Raw genomic sequence first — 18106 nt, 5'->3', positions numbered from 1 at the left:
CGGCAAGGCAAGCCCCGCAGCGCTCAGCCGATCACTTAAAACAACTCGCCGTTCGCGGCTTTTTCCAGCAACAACGCCGGTGGCGCAAAGCGCTCGCCGTACTGCTCTGCCAGATACTGCGCGCGTGCGACGAAGTCCTGCACCCCGTACTGATTGATAAACTGCAATGCGCCGCCGGTCCATGGGGCAAACCCAATGCCGAAGATCGAGCCGACGTTGGCATCTGCCGTCGAAGTCAACACACCCTCCTCTACGCAGCGCACAGTTTCCAGAGCCTGCACGAACAGCAGACGATCACGCACATCCTTCGGCGAAATCTGCCCGTCAGCCTTCTCGAAACGCGTCTTCAGCTCCGGCCACAGATGCTTCTGACCACCCGCCGGGTAATCGTAGAAGCCCCCGCCGGCAGCTTTGCCCGGGCGCTTGTATTCGTTGAGCAGCAAGTCAATCACAGCGAACGCCGGATGCTCTGTCAGCGGTTTCCCTTCCGCTTGCAGGTCCTTGGCCGTTTGCTGACGGATATGGCTCATCAGGCTGAGGGAAACTTCGTCGGAGATCGCCAGCGGCCCGACCGGCATCCCGGCCTTGCGCGCTTCGGTCTCGATCATCGGCGCACTCACACCCTCGCCGAGCATGGCGATGCCTTCGTTGGTGAAGGTGCCGAACACCCGCGAGGTAAAGAAACCACGACTGTCGTTGACCACGATCGGGGTTTTCTTGATTTGCAGGACGAAGTCGAAACCGCGCGCCAGGGTTTCAGCACTGGTCTGCGCACCCTTGATGATTTCCACCAGCGGCATTTTGTCCACCGGGCTGAAGAAATGCAGACCGATGAACTTGCTCTGATCAGGTACTGCCGTCGCCAGTCCGGTAATCGGCAACGTTGATGTGTTGGAGGCAATCACCGCGTCAGGACCGACAATCTTTTGCGCTGCAGAGGAAACGTTGGCCTTCAGTTCACGGTCTTCGAACACCGCCTCGATGATCAGATCGCAACCCGCCAGATCGGCATCGCTCTCGCTGGCCTGGATCCGCGCCAGCACCGCCTCGCGTTTCTCAGTCGTCATCTGCCCACGGGCGACTTTCTTGTCCAGCAATGCCGCCGAGTGGGCCTTGCCCTTCTCGGCCGCCGCCAGGTTGATGTCCTTGAGCACCACGTCGATACCGGCCGAAGCACTGACGAAGGCGATACCGGCGCCCATCATGCCTGCGCCGAGCACACCGACCTTGCGCGTGACATAGGGCTCAAAGCCCTGCGGCCGCGAACCGCCGGCATTGATTTCGTTGAGCTGAAACCAGAAGGTGCCGATCAGGTTTTTCGAAATCTGCCCGGTGGTCAGTTCGGTGAAGTAACGCGTTTCGATCAGGTGCGCGGTGTCGAAGTCGACCTGCGCGCCCTCCACCGCCGCGCAGAGGATTTTCTCCGGCGCGGGCAGCGTGCCCTGAGTCTTGCTGCGCAGGATTGACGGCGCAATCGCCAGCATCTGCGCGACCTTCGGATTCGACGGCGTGCCGCCGGGAATCTGGTAGCCCTTCACGTCCCAGCGCTGCACCGCACTCGGGTTGGCGACAATCCAGGCGCGCGCCTTGGCCAGCAACTCGTCACGATCCGCCGCCAGCTCATCGATCAGACCGGCCTGCAACGCCTGCTGTGGACGGATCTTCTTGCCTTCGAGCAGATACGGCAGCGCCTTTTCGATCCCCAGCATACGCACCATACGCACCACCCCGCCGCCGCCCGGCAACAGTCCGAGGGTTACTTCCGGCAGACCGAGTTGCACCGCCGCATCGTCCAGCGCCACCCGGTGATGGCACGCCAGGCAGATTTCCCAGCCTCCGCCGAGCGCCGCACCGTTGATCGCTGCGACCACCGGTTTGCCGAGGGTTTCCAGGGTGCGCAATTGCCCCTTGAGGCCCAGCACCATGTCATAGAACGCTTTGGCCTCGGGTTTACCGACCTTGATCAGCTCATTGAGATCGCCGCCGGCAAAGAAGGTTTTCTTCGCCGAGGTGATGATGACCCCGGCAATGCTGTCTTTTTCCGCCACCAGCCGCGCGACGCAGGCGCCCATGGCCTGGCGGTATACGGCGTTCATAGTGTTGGCGCTCTGGCCCGGCATGTCGATGGTCAGCACGACGATGGCGTCCTGACCTTTTTCGTAACGAATGGCTTCGCTCATAACAAGGTTCCTTGAATTCGGGGCTCAAAGGCGTTCGATGATGGTGGCAATGCCCATGCCGCCGCCGACGCACAGCGTCGCCAGGCCGTAACGCAGCCCCCGGGTTTCCAGTTCATCGAGCAAGGTGCCGAGGATCGCGCAACCGGTTGCGCCCAGCGGATGGCCCATGGCGATCGAGCCGCCGTTGACGTTGACCTTGTCCGGGTCGACCGCCATGTCCTTGATGAACTTGAGCACCACCGAGGCAAACGCTTCGTTGACCTCGAACAGGTCGATGTCTTCCACGCGCAAACCGGCCTTGGCCAGTGCCTTGCGGGTGGCCGGCGCCGGGCCGGTGAGCATGATCGTCGGGTCAGTACTGGTCACCGCCGTGGCGACGATACGCGCCCGAGGCTGCAAACCCAGCGCACGGCCCTTGGCTTCGGAGCCGATCAACATCAGCGCCGCACCGTCGACGATCCCGGAGCTGTTGCCCGGCGTGTGTACGTGGTTGATTCGCTCGACGTGGCTGTAAACCCGCAGCGCGGTGGCATCGAAGCCCATCTGGCCGATCATTTCGAAACTTGGCTTGAGTTTGCCCAGGCCTTCCATCGTCGATTCGGCGCGAATGAATTCGTCGTGGTCGAGCAGGATAATGCCGTTCTGGTCCTGCACCGGCACCAACGACTTGTTGAACGAACCGTCGGCCCGTGCCCGCGCAGCTTTCTGCTGCGAGTGCAACGCATAGGTATCGACATCCTCACGGCTGAAGCCCTCAAGGGTAGCGATCAGATCCGCACCAACGCCCTGCGGGGTGAAGTGGCTGTGCAGGTTGGTCTGCGGGTCCAGCGCCCAGGCGCCGCCGTCGCTGCCCATCGGCACCCGCGACATCGACTCGACGCCACCGACCACCACCAGGTCTTCGAAACCGGAGCGGACTTTCATGGCGCCAAGATTCACCGCTTCCAGACCGGAGGCGCAGAAGCGGTTGATCTGTACACCGGCAACGCTGACGTCCCAGTCCGCCACCTGCACCGAGGTTTTGGCGATATCGGAACCCTGATCGCCAATCGGCGTGACGCAACCGAGTACCACGTCATCGACCTGGCTGGTGTCCAGCGCGGTACGGCTCTGCAGTGCGGTCAACAGCCCCGCGACCAGATTCACCGGTTTGACGCTGTGCAGCGCGCCATCGGCCTTGCCTTTGCCGCGGGGCGTACGCAGCGCATCGAAAATCAAAGCTTGGGTCATGACGTCCTCGAACCTGTGCGGTGAGTGAATTTCGTGGTTTCACTGTTATCCCGCGCCGTCGAGGATTCAATGACCACAGCGCTCAATGATGTTGACGCGCACGCTCAGACGGACGGTCATCCACCTTCAGGTGAACCGGTTCAGGTCGGCGAGTTGTCTAGCAAGCGGTCGGCGCAGAAGCTGGCAATACGCCTCATGTCTTTTTTATTGCCAGCAGCAGTAAATACATACGAAATGGATCTAAGCCGCGCGTGACGCGGGCTCTAAGGTAGTACATGTACGTCAGGGTCGTCGGGTTTTGCCGGGGCCGACGTTCTTCTACAGGAAGTGCAGCGTTTGCCGTCATGGATATGCAGGCAAACATCAGGAAATAACAATAAAGGCGGTCAAGCCATGTTCAAACAACCGAAAGTTCGTCAAGCCGGGCTCATTCTTTTCGCCACCACGCTGTTGCTGATTTTGCCGAACCTGACCAAGGTCATCGGCTGACTCGCCGGCCGGGTGCATTTCATTGCCATCAACAATGTGACTGGCCCGCTTCCCGGGCCAGCGTGGCTGTGCCAACCTTTGCGCACTCCTACGACATGGACGGCGATCATTTGAAAACGCTCATTATGTTCTTGGCCTTGCTGCTAAGCATGCCTTTGTCTGCCGCACAGCTGGATCTGCAGCTCGGCGCACCCCATCACACCTGGCAGACCGAGGATTTGCTCAAGCACCCTCAGGTACAAACCCTGACCATCAAAAATGATGTGTCTTACAAGAAGGACATGACTTATCGCGCCGTCCCGGTCGCGGCACTTCTGACGGGCATCAAACCGGGCGATCATCTGCAAGCGGTGGCGCTGGACGGCTTTGCCGCCGAGCTCAGCGCTGCACCGTTGCTCAATACCAAAGGCGCACGGGCCTGGCTGGCGATCGAAGACCCGGCGCAGCCGTGGCCGCCCCTGTCCGAAGGCAAGCACAGCGCAGGGCCGTTCTATCTGGTATGGACCGACCCGCAGGCCGGTAATATCAGCCCGGAACAATGGCCGTTCCAGGTGGCAAGCATCAAGCGCATGGCGCCAGTGGCCGAGCGCTTCCCTGCCCTGTTGCCGGATCCCGCGCTGAAAGCGAATGACCCGGTGAATCAGGGTTTTGCGCTGTTCCAGAAGAACTGCCTGGCCTGCCACCGCTTGAACGGTGCGGGAGATGCGCAGTTCGGACCGGACCTGAACATCCCGTACAACCCGACCGAGTATTTCGGCGCGGATTTCCTCAAGCGCTACATTCGTGATCCACAGAGTTTGCGCCAGTGGCCGCAGGCGAAGATGCCGGGGTTTTCAGCGGAGGTGTTGCCGGAGGCGGATTTGCAGTTGTTGATTGGCTATTTGCAGCACATGGCTGGGCGCAAGATCAAGCCATAAGCGTTGCGGTGATATCACCAGCCTCTTCGCTGGCAAGCCAGCGATAGCGGTATTCCGGATCTACTGTTGCTGCACGGAAATGACTGGCGTCGGCGACACCAACACCTTCGCATGCATCTGCTCGCTCCCCCCGCCCCGGCGCATGCCGCGCACCGGGCAGGCATCCAGATAATCCAGGCCCACCGCCAGTTTCAAGTGCCGCTCCGGGCGGGCCAATTGGTTGGTCACGTCAAAGCTGTACCAGGCGTCATCCAGCCATGCTTCGGCCCAGGCATGGCTGGCCAGATGCTCGGCGTCCTCGCTGTACAGATAGCCGGAAACGTAGCGTGACGGGATCCCCAGGCTGCGTGCACAGGCGAGAAAGGCATGAGTGTGATCCTGGCAAACCCCGGCGCGCCCGGCAAAGGCTTCGGCGGCACTGGTGTCGACTTCGGTGGAGCCCGGCGTGTAGGTCATGTGCTGATTCAAGCCGTGCATCAGATCGATCAGGGCTGTGCGGTCACGTCGCTGCTTGCAGGATTTTTCGGCAAACGTACGCAACGCTTCGTCCGCCTCGGTCAGGCGAGTGAAGCGCAGGAACGGCAGCGCCGACTGACTCTCATGCTCGGCCTCACGCAATTCGTCGATATCCACTTGGCCGCGGGCGCCGATAATGATCGCTTCGTGCGGTTCGTCCATGGTCAGCACATGCAGGATGTTGCCGAACGGATCGAGCTGGGCGCGCACCGGTCGCGGCAGGTCAAGCTGCCAGCTCAATACGTGCTGACGCTCGCTGTCGTGCGGGGTCAGGCGCAGATACTGGATGCTCGCCCGCACCTGATCTTCATAGTGATAGGTGGTCTCGTGGCTAATGGAAAGTCTCATGCAGCCTCCAGGTATGAACTGTGAATCGCATTGCCCAACTGGCGCACCAGCGGGATGAATTCGGTGAGCCAGGCGTGCAGGCCTTCGGCAAGGATTTCGTTGATGCCGGTGTAGCGCAGACGCGCGTCCATCTCAGCGGCAAGACGTTGCGCCGGACGGCCGTTGGCCCCTGGCAACTGGGCGAGGATCTGGTCGATTTCCTCGGTGCAGGCGCGCAGCGAGCGCGGCACATCGGCACGCAACAGCAGCAGCTCGGCGACATGCCGGGCGCCGGGTGCGTCGCGGTAGATCTCGGTGTAGGCCTCGAATGACGACAGCGCCCGCAGCAGCGCACTCCATTGATAGTAAGCGTGGGCGGTGCCGTCACTGACGGCCTCGGCCTGATCGCCAGCCATTTCGTAGCGCGCATCGAGCAGGCGCAGCGTGTTGTCTGCACGCTCGATGAAGGTGCCCAGGCGAATGAAGCGGAATGCATCGTTACGCATGATCGTGCCGTAGGACGCGCCCCGGAACAGGTGCGAGCGCTCCTTGATCCACTCGCAGAAACGGCTCATGCCGTAACGGCTGAGGCCCTGCTCGGCAATGCCGCGAATCTCCAGCCAGGTGGCGTTGATGTTCTCCCACATGTCTGCGGTGATTCGTCCACGCACCGCGTGCGCACTGGCCCGCGCCGCGCCGAGACAGCTGTAGATGCTCGCCGGGTTGGCCGCATCGAGGGCGAAAAAGTGCAGCAGGCGTTCGGCATGCAGTTCGCCGTGACGCTCCAGGTAATCGTCGAGGGTGCCGGTAATCAGCAGCGGCATGGCCAGCTCGTGCAGACCGTCGCCGCGACCGTCCTGCGGCATCAGCGACAGCGAATAACTGACATCGAGCATCCGCGCGAGGTTTTCCGCCCGCTCCAGGTAACGCGACATCCAGTACAGATCCGAGGCAGTTCTACTTAACATGGCAAGCTTCCTTCAATCCTCGACCACCCAGGTGTCCTTGGTTCCGCCACCCTGGGAGGAATTCACCACCAGGGAGCCTTCACGCAGGGCGACTCGGGTCAAACCGCCGGGCACGACCCGGGTTTCGCGGCCAGACAGTACAAACGGACGCAGGTCGATATGGCGTGGTGCAATGCCGTTTTCGACAAAGGTCGGACAGGTCGACAGTGACAACGTCGGCTGCGCGATGTACGCGTGGGGTTTGGCTTTGATCCGCTCGCGGAATGCATCGATTTCCGCCGCCGTCGCCGCCGGCCCCACCAGCATTCCGTAACCGCCGGAGCCTTGGGTTTCCTTGACCACCAGATCCGGCAGATTGGCCAGGACGTGGGAAAGTTCCGAAGGGTTGCGGCACTGCCAGGTCGGCACGTTCTTCAGGATCGGCTCTTCGTCGAGGTAAAAGCGGATCATGTCGGTGACAAACGGGTACACCGACTTGTCGTCCGCCACGCCGGTGCCAATGGCGTTGGCCAGCACCACGTTGCCCGAGCGATAGGAAGACAACAGTCCCGGCACGCCGAGCATTGAGTCCGGACGGAACGCCAGCGGGTCGAGGAAAGCGTCGTCGAGACGCCGGTAGATCACGTCCACCGCTTTCGGCCCGTCGGTGGTGCGCATGAAGACCTTGTCGTCACGCACGAACAGATCCGCGCCCTCCACCAGCTCGACGCCCATTTCCCGTGCCAGAAAGGCGTGTTCGAAGAACGCACTGTTGAAGCGCCCCGGCGTCAGTACCACCACGCTCGGGTCGTCGATCGGGCTGGAGCTTTTCAGGGTGTCGAGCAACAGGTTCGGGTAGTGATCGATGGGCGCGATGCGCTGGGCAGCGAACAGCTCCGGAAACAGGCGCATCATCATCTTGCGGTCTTCAAGCATGTAGCTGACGCCGCTTGGGGTACGCAGGTTGTCTTCGAGCACGTAGTAGGTGCCGTCGCCGTCGCGCACCAGATCAACGCCGGAGATATGCGAATAGATATCGCGGTGCAGGTCCAGGCCCTGCATCGCCAACTGGTACTGCTCGTTGGCCAGCACCTGTTCGGCGGGGATGATCCCGGCCTTGATGATGCGCTGTTCGTGATAGAGGTCGGCGAGGAACATGTTCAGCGCCTTGACCCGCTGGATGCAGCCGCGCTCGACGATCCGCCATTCGCTGGCGGGAATACTGCGCGGAATGGTGTCGAACGGAATCAGGCGCTCGGTGCCCTGCTCGTCGCCATAGAGCGTGAAGGTGATCCCGGCCCGGTGGAACAGCAGGTCGGCCTCGCGCCGCCGTTGCGCCAGCAACTCGTCAGGCGTGTCGGCAAGCCAGCGGGCGAACTCCCGGTAATGCGGGCGGACTTGGCCGCCGGCATCGTACATTTCATCAAAATAGGTGCGGATCATGCCGTACTCCTTGTCACCCGGACCTACAGGCCTTCGCAAGGCCCGTGCCATCGGCATAAACGCTTTGATTTCAATCGGTTGGATAATCAAGCCGCAAACACCGCACCATTCCTGTGCGGCAAATGCTCCAACAGGATTGCCCCCGCTTCATTGCGACGCACTGCATCGCCTATCACCAGCATAGTCAGAGTTGATTTCACTGCTTGCGCCGGGCTGCGGATAATCGGCGCATCCGCTGAAAACTTCCCCACTGAAGGCTTCAGCTCCACTGATCCGGACTGCCCGCGCAGTCCCCGCAGGCCGTAACCCTGACCGGTTTCCTCTCCTTATCGGTCTTCCCTTTTAGCCACCCTCTCCGGTGGCTTTTTTTTGCCTTTCTGAAATGTTTTGAAAGTAAAAAGCAAAAGATCGCAGCCTCCAGCAGCTCCTGCAGGTGATTGGTGCAGGGGCTGCTGGAGGCTGCGATCTTTTGATCTTTGAAAACGACAACGGCCAACCCGAAGGTCAGCCGTTGCTCAATACCTGAAACCAGAGATCAGTTCAGACGATGGCGGTTGCGCACCTCCTGCTTGACGCCCCAGCCTTCGATGATGCCGCCCAGCGGCTCGACCACGGCAGAAAAGCCCTGCTCGAAATCGCCAATGTCGTCATAGGTCGCGTGCATCACTTTGCTCAGTTCCAGTGACCAGGCGCCATCTTCGCGCGCACTGACCTGGGCATTGATGGATTCACCACGAAATTTGCCCGCCGCCCTGCGCGCCCGCTCCTCGTCCGGGAAAATGGCGTAGAACTCGATGGGATGGAACCGGGAAAAGTCGAAACCGCCTTCTTTCATGCGGCGCAGTACGTTGCTGCTGATGTCTTCTTGATAGGCTGTGCTCATGAAACGTCCCCCTCGGATAGATGGATAGACTTTCCGTATTCCCGCCCCGGGCCTTACAGGCCAGAAGTACATCGGCAACCCGATTGCCGGCGGGAAACAAGCATGTAGCTGACAAGACCAGACCTTAGCGATTCGTTCGCTGATCTCGCTTGCAGAGTAGCCCCAAGATAGAGCTGCTGCCAAGGCCTGGTTGTTTCGGATGAAAGGAAGATTTTCAGATTGGAGTGATGCTGCGGATCTTGATGCTGTTCTGGGTTTCGAGGCTTTTGACGCCCGCATCAGGGGTTCGCCCTTCCAGATCGTTCAGATCCAGTTTGGCGGCCACCGGCAGGAGCCGTTCCTTGATCAGGCGTGCAGCCTCGTCATCACTGGGGCATTCCGCGCGCTCGAACACCTCATCGACAATTTCACCATGATCGTCCACGAAAGTGACTTTCCACTTTTGCATCGGTGCCTCCTCGATCAAACCCGCAAATGGGCTTACTAGTATCTCGACTTTTGGCGAGATTGATCGTTCAAAAGGATTGCGGCGCACGAACATGAAAAAAACATCATTTTTATGACTGGAAAAATTTTGTGGCGAGGGAGCTTGCTCCCGCTGGGCTGCGAAGCGGCCCCAAAATATTTAAAAATCGCAGATTTTGTGAGTGCTGCGCACTCAAGCGGGAGCAAGCTCCCTCGCCACAAGGAATCCATCGACCTGGTTAGTCGTTGCTTGGCTTGTTGATCGCCTGCAGCACGTACTGTGGCAGCGCGAACGCGCCGATGTGGATTTCCGGGTTGTAGTAGCGGGTGACGATGCCGCTGCCGATGAAGCGCTGCTGCAGGGTTTCACGGCTCAGCTTGCGGTAGGCCGGGTTGGTCGAGCCCCAGGCGAAGGTCATCGAACCGCCAATGTAGGTCGGCACGGCCGCTTGATAGAAGTGCCAGTCCGGGAACAGGCTGCGCAGGCGACCGGCGGTGGTTTTGACTTCATCGATCTGCATGAACGGCGTGCCGTTCTGGGTCACGAGGATCCCGCCTTCGTTCAGGCAACGGTGACAGGCCTGGTAGAAGTTCTCCGAGAACAGCACTTCGCCCGGACCGATCGGGTCGGTGGAGTCGGAGATGATCACGTCGAATTTTTCTGTGGTGGTGGCAACGAAACGCATGCCGTCGTCGATCACCAGGTTCAGGCGTGGATCGTCATAGGCGCCCTTGGAGTGATTCGGCAGAAATTCCTTGCACATGTCGACCACGGTGCCGTCGATCTCGACCATGGTGATGTGCTCGACGCTGGCGTGTTTGGTCACTTCGCGCAGCATGCCACCGTCACCGCCGCCGATGATCAGCACCCGCTTGGCGGTGCCGTGGGCGAGGATCGGCACGTGGGTGAGCATTTCGTGGTAAATGAATTCGTCGGCTTCGGTGGTCTGGATCACGCCGTCCAGCGCCATCACCCGCCCCATGCGCGGGTTCTGGAAGATCACCAGATGTTGGTGTTCGGTGCGCACTTCGTGCAGCAGTTTTTCCATGCGAAAACGCTGGCCGTAGCCTTCGTAGAGGGTTTCCAGGTACTCGCTGGTCTTGGTGACGGTCATGGTCAAGTGCTCCGATGAATGCGCGGGCGTCGATCGTGGGGACGATTGCCCGGGAAAGGCGCGCATTCTACGTTGCCGAAGATGACAGGTCGAACCTCTGTTCATCGACAATCCGCATAACCTTGTGGGAGCTGGCTTGCCAGCGATGCAGTCAACGCGGTCTGTCAGTGAAACCGCTGCGATGCTATCGCTGGCAAGCCAGCTCCCACAGGTTATGGGGTGCATTCAAAGTTGTGGTCAGACCCGCACATTGCCCCGCGGCCCGGCAATCGCCCAGATGATCAGGCCCAGCACCGGCAGGAGGATGATCAGCAGGACCCAGAGGATTTTCATCCCGGTCTCGGCACCGCTTTTCAGTACGTTGATAATCGCCCAGATGTCGAGGGCAAGAATGATCAGGCCAATCAGCCCGTTGAACGTGGAACCCATGGTGTCACTCCAGATTAGTGGCATGCACTTTTAGGATAGACGGTCGCGCGCAGGGTTCCCTTTTATTGCGTTCAGACGTGAACGGCGACTTTCAGCGCTTCCAGCGACGGCGTCGCCGCGATGCCGACTTCGGCACACAGCTCCAGCACTCGTGGCACGTCGTTGCCGTAGACCAGCACCACTTGCAGCTCGTCATCGAGCAGCTGACTGAAGTTCATCAGCGTGTAACCGCCGTTTTCCTTGTTCAGGCTGCTCATCTGCACCTGAATGCGGTTGAGTGCGGTCAGTGCCTCGGTCTTGGCCAGTTGCTTGGGCTTGAGGTTGAATTCGACGCCCGGGCCAAACGAGGCGACGATCTGTGCGAACAGGTCAACGTAGGTGTCGGCCTGGAACAGCACGGTGTCCGGCAGGCTGCCGACCACCACCCACTCACCCAGCGGAATCGGGAAGGTGTCGTCGTAGTTGATGTCCGGGTTGGCCGCGAGGAACGCATCGGCATCGGCGTAGGCCTGCGCCGCTTCGTCGGCCACGTTCAGGATCTCGTCCTCGCCCATGCAGCCGGAGCTGATTTTGCTGATGAGTTCGACGAGTGCGGCTTTCATGAGGGCGGATCCTGTGGAAGGTTGAATTTGAGGGCGCGGAGGATAGCGCACAAAGCAAAAGATCGCAGCCTGCGGCAGCTCCTACAAGTTCCGCACCCATTTGGCGAACGAATGTGAGACCTGTAGGAGCTGCCGCAGGCTGCGATCTTTTGACCTTATCAGGCCAGCAGCTTTTCCAGCTGCGCCGTGGTATCGACTGCGCCCATGGTGCGGGCCGCGTCCAGCGCGGTGATGCCGTTGGCATCCTTGGCTTGCGGGTTGGCGCCCTTGCTGATCAGGTATTCAACGATTTCAACGCGGTTGAACATCGCCGCCATCATCAACGCCGTGCGCCCGTCAAAGGACGAACCTTCGATCTCGGCACCCGCTTCCACCAGCGCCTTGACCACCGCCAGATCGCCCTTGAACGCGGCGCCGGCAATCGGGCTCTGGCCGTTGCCGTTACGCATTTCCGGGTCAGCCTTGTGCTTGAGCAGCACCTGCACCGCGTCGACGTGGCCGTAGTAACTGGCGAGCATCAAGAGCGTATCGCCCTTGCTGTTTTTCAGGTTCACCGGCAAACCGGCGCTGATCAGCCGATCAAGCATCAGCGCATCACCTTCGCGCGCCTTGTTGAACACCTGCTCAGTGAATTCGGCAGCTTCTTCAGGGGTCATCTGGCGGCTTTGGTCAGACATGGGGCAACTCCACTTTCGGTTATTCGCAAAGCCGACAGTTTCCCGAGCGCGACCATCGCTGTCACCCCCTTTTTCTCAAGTCCTGCCATAGCCAATCTCAATAGCGGTACTTGCCCTGATGAATATCGGCCAGCACCTGATCCGTCACCTGCACGTAAGTCTGAGTGCCGGGCAACCAGGCATAGATTGGGTCATCCCCCGTCTGGGCGGGGTCGAAGCCCTCGTTTTTCAAACGGGTCTTCTGGTATTTGAACGTCCCGGTGGTTTCCATTTTCACCTTCACCCGCAGGAACAGCGGTACCGCATACGCCGGCATACGCTGACGGGCGAACGCGAGCAATTCAGTGAAATCCAGGGTCGCCAGTGACTCGGCGGGCGTAATGGCGGCCATCCCGGCGCGACCGTTGGTGTTGCGCACTTCCACACCGTAGGCCACCGCCTCGGAAATGTGCGGATGCTGCAACAACAGGTTTTCCACTTCCGTGGTCGAGACGTTTTCGCCCTTCCAGCGGTAGGTATCGCCGAGGCGATCGACAAACTGCGCATGGCCGAAACCGATATTGCGCAGCAAGTCGCCGGTATTGAAGAAGCGGTCGCCCTTGCTGAACACATCGTGCAGCACCACTTTGGCGGTTTTCTCTGGGTCGGTGTAGCCGTCCAGCGGGGCCTTTTCGTCGATCCGTGCCAGTAGCAAGCCCTGCTCGCCCTTGCCGACCTTGCGCATGAAGCCGTTGGCGCTGCGCAGCGGCTGCCCGCTGTCGTGGTCGTAAGCCACCAGTTCCCAGGCCATCAGCGAGAAACCAATGGTGTTGTCGAAGTTGAGAATGTTGCTGAAGCCGATATTGCCATCACTCGCCGCGTACAGTTCGCAGATGTGCTCGACGGCAAACCGGGTCTTGAACTCGGCCCAGGCGCCGGGACGCAAGCCGTTGCCGATCATCTTGCGCACGGCGTGACGGCTGTCATCGGCGCTGGGCGGCTGATCGACCAGGTAGCGGCACAATTCGCCGACATACCCGAGCGTGGTCGCGTTATAGCGACGCACGTCCGGCCAGAACTGGCTGGCGCTGAACTTGCGGCGGATGGCGAACCCGGAAGCGCCATTGATCGCCGAGCCCCAGCACACGCAGAGGCCGGTGGCATGGTACAGCGGCAAGGTGCAATAGACGACGTCGTCGGGCGTCATGTTCAGAGCGATCATGCCGAAGCTGGCCGAGCTGCGCATCCAGCGGCCGTGCTTGAACACCCCGGCCTTGGGCAGGCCGGTGGTGCCGGAGGTGTAGATGTAAAAACACGGGTCGTTGAAGAACACTTCGCCGCTGCTGGGCGGGTTGTCACCGCGCGCATCGGCGCTGGCACTGATCAGGTCGAGGTAGCCCTCGGGCGCAATGCCCGGGTGGCTGTAGGTGTCGCGGTCAGCGATAAACCAGGTGCGCTGCGCCGGGATCGACACCTGCTCGCGGATCGCGGCAAACGCCGGCTGCAGTTCTTCACCGAGCACGATCGCCACTGGCGCCACCAGATTGATGCTGTGAATCAGCGTGTCGCGGGTCTGCGAGGTGTTGAGCAATGCGCTAACGGCACCGAGCTTAGCCAGGGCCAGAATGGTCACCAGCAGTTCCGGCCGGTTTTCAATGAACACCGCGACCACATCGCCCTTGCCGATGCCCTGCGTACTCAAATAGTGGGCGATGCGATTGGCCCACTGGTTGACCTGCGCGTAGGTCAGCAAGACGTTGTCCTGCAGGATCGCCAGGCCTTCAGGGTTACGCAGGGTTGCCTGCTCGAAGGTCCAGCCGAGGCCACACGTTTGGGTCGGATCCGTGACGTTGGCGACTTTCATGCCCTTGACCACCCGCGGGATGGCTTTGGCGATTGTCGGCAGTTTGCGGAGCATCATGCTCCAGGTAATCGTGTCGCTCGGCGCGTGACGCATGGCAGCTCCCCGTTCGACCTGGCAGGCCGGTTTCTTATTGTTCGGGCCGTGGCATGACCTGCGTTGCGGGCAAGGTCGGGATCGAAAATACGACAGCGCTTCTCAAGCTGTACACGCGGTTTTTGCAATGTTTTGTATCCGCCCGCTCATGCCTGGCAGCGGGGGATTGCGCCTTTGCCATTTGGTTCCGTCCAACTGAAGAGAATCCCGCAAAATGCAGGATGCACGATGGCCATTCATGCAGTTTGCACGACCCGTGCAAATTTCATGATTTTTAAGCCATTGATTTTAAAGGATTTTTTATTTTTCAAATGCTGGCACAATCGCTGCAACCTCCTGTGCATGCTTGCCCTTCAAGTGCATACGGAGCTGAAAGACATGAGCCTGATTCAAGAAAAATTTACCTCCCTGTTCTCCAACTTCAACGTCACCACTGCACCGCGTCCTGATGGCGGGATTTTGCTGACCTTGCGCAGCAGCGAAGGCAAAGTGTTCAAGCGCGCCTTGACCTACCAGCAAATGCACAACGCCGACCAACTGTCGTGGGCAATCAGCGCCATCCGTCGTGACCTGGCAGAAGAAGCCAGTGAACTGCCGCAGATTGCAATGCTGCAAAGCCAGCAGCGTTTTGCCCTGCCGACGTATCACTCGCTGTAAAAATGTAAACGCATTAAACAAAAAAGGCCGTGGAGCATCTGCTCCACGGCCTTTTGTTTGTACGCAATTCTTATGTAGGAGCTGCCGAAGGCTGCGATCTTTTGATCTTGATCTTTTAAATCAAAGTCAAAAGATCGCAGCGTTCCGCAGCTCCTACAGGGACTTGTGTGGTTAGAAGGCTTCGGGTTCGATGCCGGTGAAGCTGTCGACGGTGATATGGCTTCCCAGTTCTCCACCCTCGCGGGCCAGGCCACAGGTCTGCAAACCGGCAGCCTGCGCGGCATCCAGTTCCTCGACGATATCCGACAGAAACAGAATCTCCCCCGGCTCGACGCCAATTGCCTGTTGGATGTTGCGATAGGACTGTTCTTCGCGTTTGGGCCCCGAGGTGGTGTCGAAATACCCGCTGAACAGCGGCGTCAGATCCCCCGCTTCGGAACAACCAAAGATCAGTTTCTGCGCCTGGATCGAACCGGACGAATACACAAACAGTTGATAACCGGCCTGATGCCAGCGCTTGAGCGCTTCAACAGCGTCCGGGTAAACGTGGCCTTTCAACTGCCCGGCCTGATAGCCCTGCGCCCAGACCATGCCTTGCAGCGCTTTGAGCGGCGTGGCCTTGCGGTCTTCGGCGATCCAGCTCAGGAGGATTTCCACCACCCGTTCAACATCGGCCTGCGGCTCGTTGCTGTCGCGGCGCACGGCGGCGATCTGCTCGGCGACATCGGCGCGCTCGGCGTTCTGCCGCACGAAGTCCGGCAGGTGTCTGGCGGCATACGGGAACAGCACGTCGAAGACGAAACTCACCGCGCTGGTGGTGCCTTCAATGTCGGTGAGGATGACTTTGATCGACATCGGCTCAGTCCTCCAGACGCGGGAAGCGCCCGGCGATATCTTCGCCGGTGAAGTTGGCGACCCAGCCTTCCGGGTTGTTGAACAGGCGAATCGCCACGAAATGCGGGTGCTCGCCCATGTCGAACCAGTGTTTGGTGCCGGCCGGCACCGAGATCAGGTCGTTCTTCTCGCACAGCACCGCGTAGACGTAATCGTCGATGTGCAAAGTAAACAGGCCACGACCAGCGACGAAAAAGCGCACTTCGTCCTCGCCATGGCGGTGTTCTTCAAGGAACTTGGCGCGCAGCTCGGCTTTTTGCGGGTGATCGCTGTTGAGGCTGATCACATCGACGGTGATGTAACCGCGCTCGGTCATCAGTTTGTCGATCTGCTCCTGATAGGCGCTGATCACCTCTTCCTGGCTGGCGCCGGGCTGGATCTTCGTCGCGGCTTGCCAGCGGTCGAAGCGTACGCCCTGCTCGGCGAGCGTCGAGGCGATGTCTTCGAAATGGGTCAGCACCTTGTTCGGAATCTCGGGGCTGGATACGTGATAAACGGACAGGCTGCTCATGGGCAATTCCTCGGTAACGGCCTTGCCGTCCGGTTCTTGCAGACCGGTCGGGCAGTGCATTTGATCAGGCAAACGGGCGGCTTCGGGTGAAGTCAGCCTTGACGGTTCATGACGCTGCGGGTTTTCAACTCGCATTCAAACAGAAATTCAAAAGCCTCGATCTGCCGCAGCGCATCGCTCATCTGCGCACCCCAGGTGTAGAGGCCGTGGCCGCGAATCAGATATCCGACGCAATCGGGATGGGCGTCGAGCCAAGGCTGCACCTTGGCGGCGAGGCGCGCAATGTCCTGATCGTTGTCGAAGATCGGCACGCGCACCCGGGATTCGTGGGTGGAGATGCCGCTGAAGGCTTTTTGCAGTTCGTAGTCTTCGAACTCGATAAAGTCTTGCGGTGTCAGCCGCGACAGGACCGTGGCGTTCACCGAATGGGTGTGCAGCACCGCACCGATTTCCGTGCGCCAGCTATAGAGCTGGGTGTGCAGCAGGGTTTCGGCGGACGGTTTCTTGCCCGGTTCCAGGCTGTTGCCGGACAGATCCGTGGCGAGCACATCGTCCAGACCCAACTGGCCCTTGTGTTTACCGGACACGGTCAGCAGCGCTTGGCTCGGCGACAGGCGCGTCGAGTAATTGCTGCTGGTGGCCGGCGACCAGCCGCGACCATAAAGAAAACGCCCGGCGTCGACGATTTGCTGGGCGAGCTGTTCACGCGTAAGGCTCATGGCCTGTCCTCTTGCATACGTGTGGCAATGATAACGGCAGCAGCGAGCGCCGCGAGACTGGCAATACTAAAGGTCAATGTCGCGCCGAGGGCATTCCAGCTGTAACCGGAATACAACGCACCGAGCGCGCCACCGGTGCCGGCCAGCGCGGCGTAAAGCGCCTGGCCCTGGCCTTGCTGGCGCGCACCGAAGCTACGTTGCACGAAAGCGATGGCAGCCGCATGAAAGCTGCCGAAAGTCGCCGCGTGCAGCACCTGCGCAAACAACAGCAGCCACAGGAATTCGGCGAACGAACCTAGCAGCAACCAGCGCAGCGCCGCCAGCAGAAAACTCACCATCAGCACCCGACGCAAGGAAAACCGCGCGAGAATCCGGCTCATGGCCATGAACATCAGCACTTCCGCCACTACGCCGACGGCCCACAACATGCCGATCACGCCTCGGCTGTAACCGAGTCGTTCAAGGTGCAAGGTCAGAAAGGTGTAATACGGGCCGTGGCTCATCTGCATCAGTGCGACGCAGATGTAAAACGCCAGCACACCGGGGCTGCGCAGTTGCTTGAGGAAGCCTTCGCCGTTTGGCCGGTTACCCTGCGGCGGTTGCGCATTCGGCACCCACAGGCTACTGAGGACGATACCGGCCATGATCAGCACCAGCGCCGCCGGGTAGATATCGAGACTGAGCCATTCAAACAAGCGCCCCAGCGCGACCACGGTGATAATGAAACCGATCGAACCCCACAGGCGAATCTGGCTGTAGCGCGAGGTTTGTCCCTGCAAATGCGCGAGAGTGATGACTTCGAATTGCGGCAATACCGCGTGCCAGAAGAACGCATGCAGCGCCATGACCATCGCCAGCCAGGCGTAGGTCTTGCTGACGAAAATCAGCGAGAACGTCAGCAGCGTGCACACTGCGCCGAAGCGCACGATGGCCAGGCGTTTGCCGGTGTAGTCGCCGAGCCAGCCCCAGATGTTCGGCGCCACACAGCGCATCAGCATCGGGATCGCCACCAGTTCGCCGATGCGCGCGGGGCTGAAGCCGAGGTGATTGAAATACAGCGCCAGAAACGGCGCTGTCGAACCGAGCAAGGCGAAATAGAACAGATAGAAACTGGACAGCCGCCAGTATGGGAGCGCCGCCACGGTCAGACCGCGACGGCTTGGCGATCA

The 18106-nt window shown here is 60.2% G+C and carries 18 protein-coding genes; 2 read left to right on the top strand and 16 right to left on the bottom strand.

Annotated elements, in window-relative coordinates; translation table 11 throughout:
• Positions 1-35: 35 nt before the first annotated feature.
• Both HXW87_RS12830 and HXW87_RS12825 read right to left on the bottom strand, forming a co-directional pair.
• Positions 36-2180 carry a 3-hydroxyacyl-CoA dehydrogenase NAD-binding domain-containing protein gene (locus HXW87_RS12830; protein WP_239779007.1) on the bottom strand — a complete coding sequence of 715 codons (2145 nt, stop codon included), beginning with the start codon at positions 2178-2180 and terminating at the stop codon, positions 36-38.
• A gap of 24 nt (positions 2181-2204) precedes the next feature.
• Positions 2205-3410, bottom strand: coding sequence for an acetyl-CoA C-acetyltransferase (locus HXW87_RS12825; protein WP_047292966.1), 1206 nt, complete (start codon positions 3408-3410; stop codon positions 2205-2207).
• Between the two features lie 584 nt (positions 3411-3994).
• Here HXW87_RS12825 and HXW87_RS12820 point away from each other — a divergent pair.
• A complete protein-coding gene (locus tag HXW87_RS12820; protein ID WP_239779153.1) occupies positions 3995-4816 on the top strand; it encodes a cytochrome c in 822 nt (273 codons plus the stop codon).
• Positions 4817-4876: 60 nt separating this feature from the next.
• On the opposite strand, the gene HXW87_RS12815 is transcribed toward HXW87_RS12820, so the two are convergent.
• The 10 genes from HXW87_RS12815 to HXW87_RS12770 form a co-directional block, all read right to left on the bottom strand.
• Positions 4877-5680, bottom strand: coding sequence for a transglutaminase family protein (locus HXW87_RS12815; protein ID WP_047292964.1), 804 nt, complete (start codon positions 5678-5680; stop codon positions 4877-4879).
• Positions 5677-6627: an alpha-E domain-containing protein gene (locus HXW87_RS12810; RefSeq protein WP_007960702.1), complete on the bottom strand. Its 951-nt coding sequence runs from the start codon at positions 6625-6627 to the stop codon at positions 5677-5679. The genes HXW87_RS12815 and HXW87_RS12810 overlap by 4 nt, the downstream gene beginning before the upstream one ends.
• A 12-nt stretch (positions 6628-6639) precedes the next feature.
• Positions 6640-8049: a circularly permuted type 2 ATP-grasp protein gene (locus tag HXW87_RS12805; RefSeq protein WP_041068899.1), complete on the bottom strand. Its 1410-nt coding sequence runs from the start codon at positions 8047-8049 to the stop codon at positions 6640-6642.
• A gap of 535 nt (positions 8050-8584) precedes the next feature.
• Positions 8585-8932 carry a ribonuclease E inhibitor RraB gene (locus HXW87_RS12800; RefSeq protein WP_041068892.1) on the bottom strand — a complete coding sequence of 116 codons (348 nt, stop codon included), beginning with the start codon at positions 8930-8932 and terminating at the stop codon, positions 8585-8587.
• A gap of 214 nt (positions 8933-9146) precedes the next feature.
• Positions 9147-9380: a hypothetical protein gene (locus HXW87_RS12795; RefSeq protein ID WP_041068889.1), complete on the bottom strand. Its 234-nt coding sequence runs from the start codon at positions 9378-9380 to the stop codon at positions 9147-9149.
• Positions 9381-9636: 256 nt separating this feature from the next.
• A complete protein-coding gene (gene speE, locus HXW87_RS12790) occupies positions 9637-10512 on the bottom strand; it encodes a polyamine aminopropyltransferase (RefSeq protein WP_041068886.1) in 876 nt (291 codons plus the stop codon).
• 237 nt (positions 10513-10749) lie between these two features.
• A complete protein-coding gene (locus tag HXW87_RS12785; RefSeq protein WP_007960694.1) occupies positions 10750-10941 on the bottom strand; it encodes a PLDc N-terminal domain-containing protein in 192 nt (63 codons plus the stop codon).
• A 71-nt stretch (positions 10942-11012) separates the two neighbouring features.
• Positions 11013-11543, bottom strand: a complete 531-nt coding sequence (locus tag HXW87_RS12780; RefSeq protein WP_145593234.1) for a hypothetical protein — start codon at positions 11541-11543, stop codon at positions 11013-11015.
• 158 nt (positions 11544-11701) lie between these two features.
• Positions 11702-12220 carry an ankyrin repeat domain-containing protein gene (locus HXW87_RS12775; RefSeq protein ID WP_047292959.1) on the bottom strand — a complete coding sequence of 173 codons (519 nt, stop codon included), beginning with the start codon at positions 12218-12220 and terminating at the stop codon, positions 11702-11704.
• Between the two features lie 97 nt (positions 12221-12317).
• Entirely contained in the window at positions 12318-14156 is a 1839-nt protein-coding gene (locus HXW87_RS12770) for a long-chain-acyl-CoA synthetase (RefSeq protein WP_239779006.1), read from the bottom strand.
• 378 nt (positions 14157-14534) lie between these two features.
• Between HXW87_RS12770 and HXW87_RS12765 the strand changes: the two genes are divergently transcribed.
• Positions 14535-14813: a DUF3509 domain-containing protein gene (locus HXW87_RS12765; protein ID WP_027613327.1), complete on the top strand. Its 279-nt coding sequence runs from the start codon at positions 14535-14537 to the stop codon at positions 14811-14813.
• A 171-nt stretch (positions 14814-14984) separates the two neighbouring features.
• Here the strand turns inward: HXW87_RS12765 and mtnC are convergent, their stop codons facing one another.
• The 4 genes from mtnC to HXW87_RS12745 all read right to left on the bottom strand — a co-directional run bounded on the left by mtnC (position 14985) and on the right by HXW87_RS12745 (position 18079).
• Entirely contained in the window at positions 14985-15668 is a 684-nt protein-coding gene (mtnC, locus tag HXW87_RS12760) for an acireductone synthase (RefSeq protein WP_095667107.1), read from the bottom strand.
• A gap of 4 nt (positions 15669-15672) precedes the next feature.
• Positions 15673-16218: an acireductone dioxygenase gene (locus HXW87_RS12755; protein WP_047293056.1), complete on the bottom strand. Its 546-nt coding sequence runs from the start codon at positions 16216-16218 to the stop codon at positions 15673-15675.
• Positions 16219-16310: 92 nt separating this feature from the next.
• Positions 16311-16937, bottom strand: a complete 627-nt coding sequence (locus HXW87_RS12750) for a methylthioribulose 1-phosphate dehydratase (RefSeq protein WP_047292955.1) — start codon at positions 16935-16937, stop codon at positions 16311-16313.
• Positions 16934-18079 carry an MFS transporter gene (locus tag HXW87_RS12745; RefSeq protein ID WP_239779004.1) on the bottom strand — a complete coding sequence of 382 codons (1146 nt, stop codon included), beginning with the start codon at positions 18077-18079 and terminating at the stop codon, positions 16934-16936. The genes HXW87_RS12750 and HXW87_RS12745 overlap by 4 nt, the downstream gene beginning before the upstream one ends.
• Positions 18080-18106: the final 27 nt, after the last annotated feature.

It is taken from the genome of Pseudomonas sp. Y5-11 (assembly GCF_022368695.1).
GTDB classification, from domain to species: domain Bacteria; phylum Pseudomonadota; class Gammaproteobacteria; order Pseudomonadales; family Pseudomonadaceae; genus Aquipseudomonas; species Aquipseudomonas parakoreensis.
Note: the sequence above shows the minus strand (reverse complement) of the source record. Positions and strands in the feature narration are given on the sequence as shown.

Excerpts from the sequence above, each read along its gene's own strand:
- HXW87_RS12830 (WP_239779007.1), bottom strand. The coding sequence starts at position 2,180 with ATGAGCGAAGCCATTCGTTACGAAAAAGGTCAGGACGCCATCGTCGTG.
- HXW87_RS12825 (WP_047292966.1), bottom strand. The coding sequence starts at position 3,410 with ATGACCCAAGCTTTGATTTTCGATGCGCTGCGTACGCCCCGCGGCAAA.
- HXW87_RS12820 (WP_239779153.1), top strand. The coding sequence starts at position 3,995 with ATGGACGGCGATCATTTGAAAACGCTCATTATGTTCTTGGCCTTGCTG.
- HXW87_RS12815 (WP_047292964.1), bottom strand. The coding sequence starts at position 5,680 with ATGAGACTTTCCATTAGCCACGAGACCACCTATCACTATGAAGATCAG.
- HXW87_RS12810 (WP_007960702.1), bottom strand. The coding sequence starts at position 6,627 with ATGTTAAGTAGAACTGCCTCGGATCTGTACTGGATGTCGCGTTACCTG.
- HXW87_RS12805 (WP_041068899.1), bottom strand. The coding sequence starts at position 8,049 with ATGATCCGCACCTATTTTGATGAAATGTACGATGCCGGCGGCCAAGTC.
- HXW87_RS12800 (WP_041068892.1), bottom strand. The coding sequence starts at position 8,932 with ATGAGCACAGCCTATCAAGAAGACATCAGCAGCAACGTACTGCGCCGC.
- HXW87_RS12795 (WP_041068889.1), bottom strand. The coding sequence starts at position 9,380 with ATGCAAAAGTGGAAAGTCACTTTCGTGGACGATCATGGTGAAATTGTC.
- speE (WP_041068886.1), bottom strand. The coding sequence starts at position 10,512 with ATGACCGTCACCAAGACCAGCGAGTACCTGGAAACCCTCTACGAAGGC.
- HXW87_RS12785 (WP_007960694.1), bottom strand. The coding sequence starts at position 10,941 with ATGGGTTCCACGTTCAACGGGCTGATTGGCCTGATCATTCTTGCCCTC.
- HXW87_RS12780 (WP_145593234.1), bottom strand. The coding sequence starts at position 11,543 with ATGAAAGCCGCACTCGTCGAACTCATCAGCAAAATCAGCTCCGGCTGC.
- HXW87_RS12775 (WP_047292959.1), bottom strand. The coding sequence starts at position 12,220 with ATGTCTGACCAAAGCCGCCAGATGACCCCTGAAGAAGCTGCCGAATTC.
- HXW87_RS12770 (WP_239779006.1), bottom strand. The coding sequence starts at position 14,156 with ATGCGTCACGCGCCGAGCGACACGATTACCTGGAGCATGATGCTCCGC.
- HXW87_RS12765 (WP_027613327.1), top strand. The coding sequence starts at position 14,535 with ATGAGCCTGATTCAAGAAAAATTTACCTCCCTGTTCTCCAACTTCAAC.
- mtnC (WP_095667107.1), bottom strand. The coding sequence starts at position 15,668 with ATGTCGATCAAAGTCATCCTCACCGACATTGAAGGCACCACCAGCGCG.
- HXW87_RS12755 (WP_047293056.1), bottom strand. The coding sequence starts at position 16,218 with ATGAGCAGCCTGTCCGTTTATCACGTATCCAGCCCCGAGATTCCGAAC.
- HXW87_RS12750 (WP_047292955.1), bottom strand. The coding sequence starts at position 16,937 with ATGAGCCTTACGCGTGAACAGCTCGCCCAGCAAATCGTCGACGCCGGG.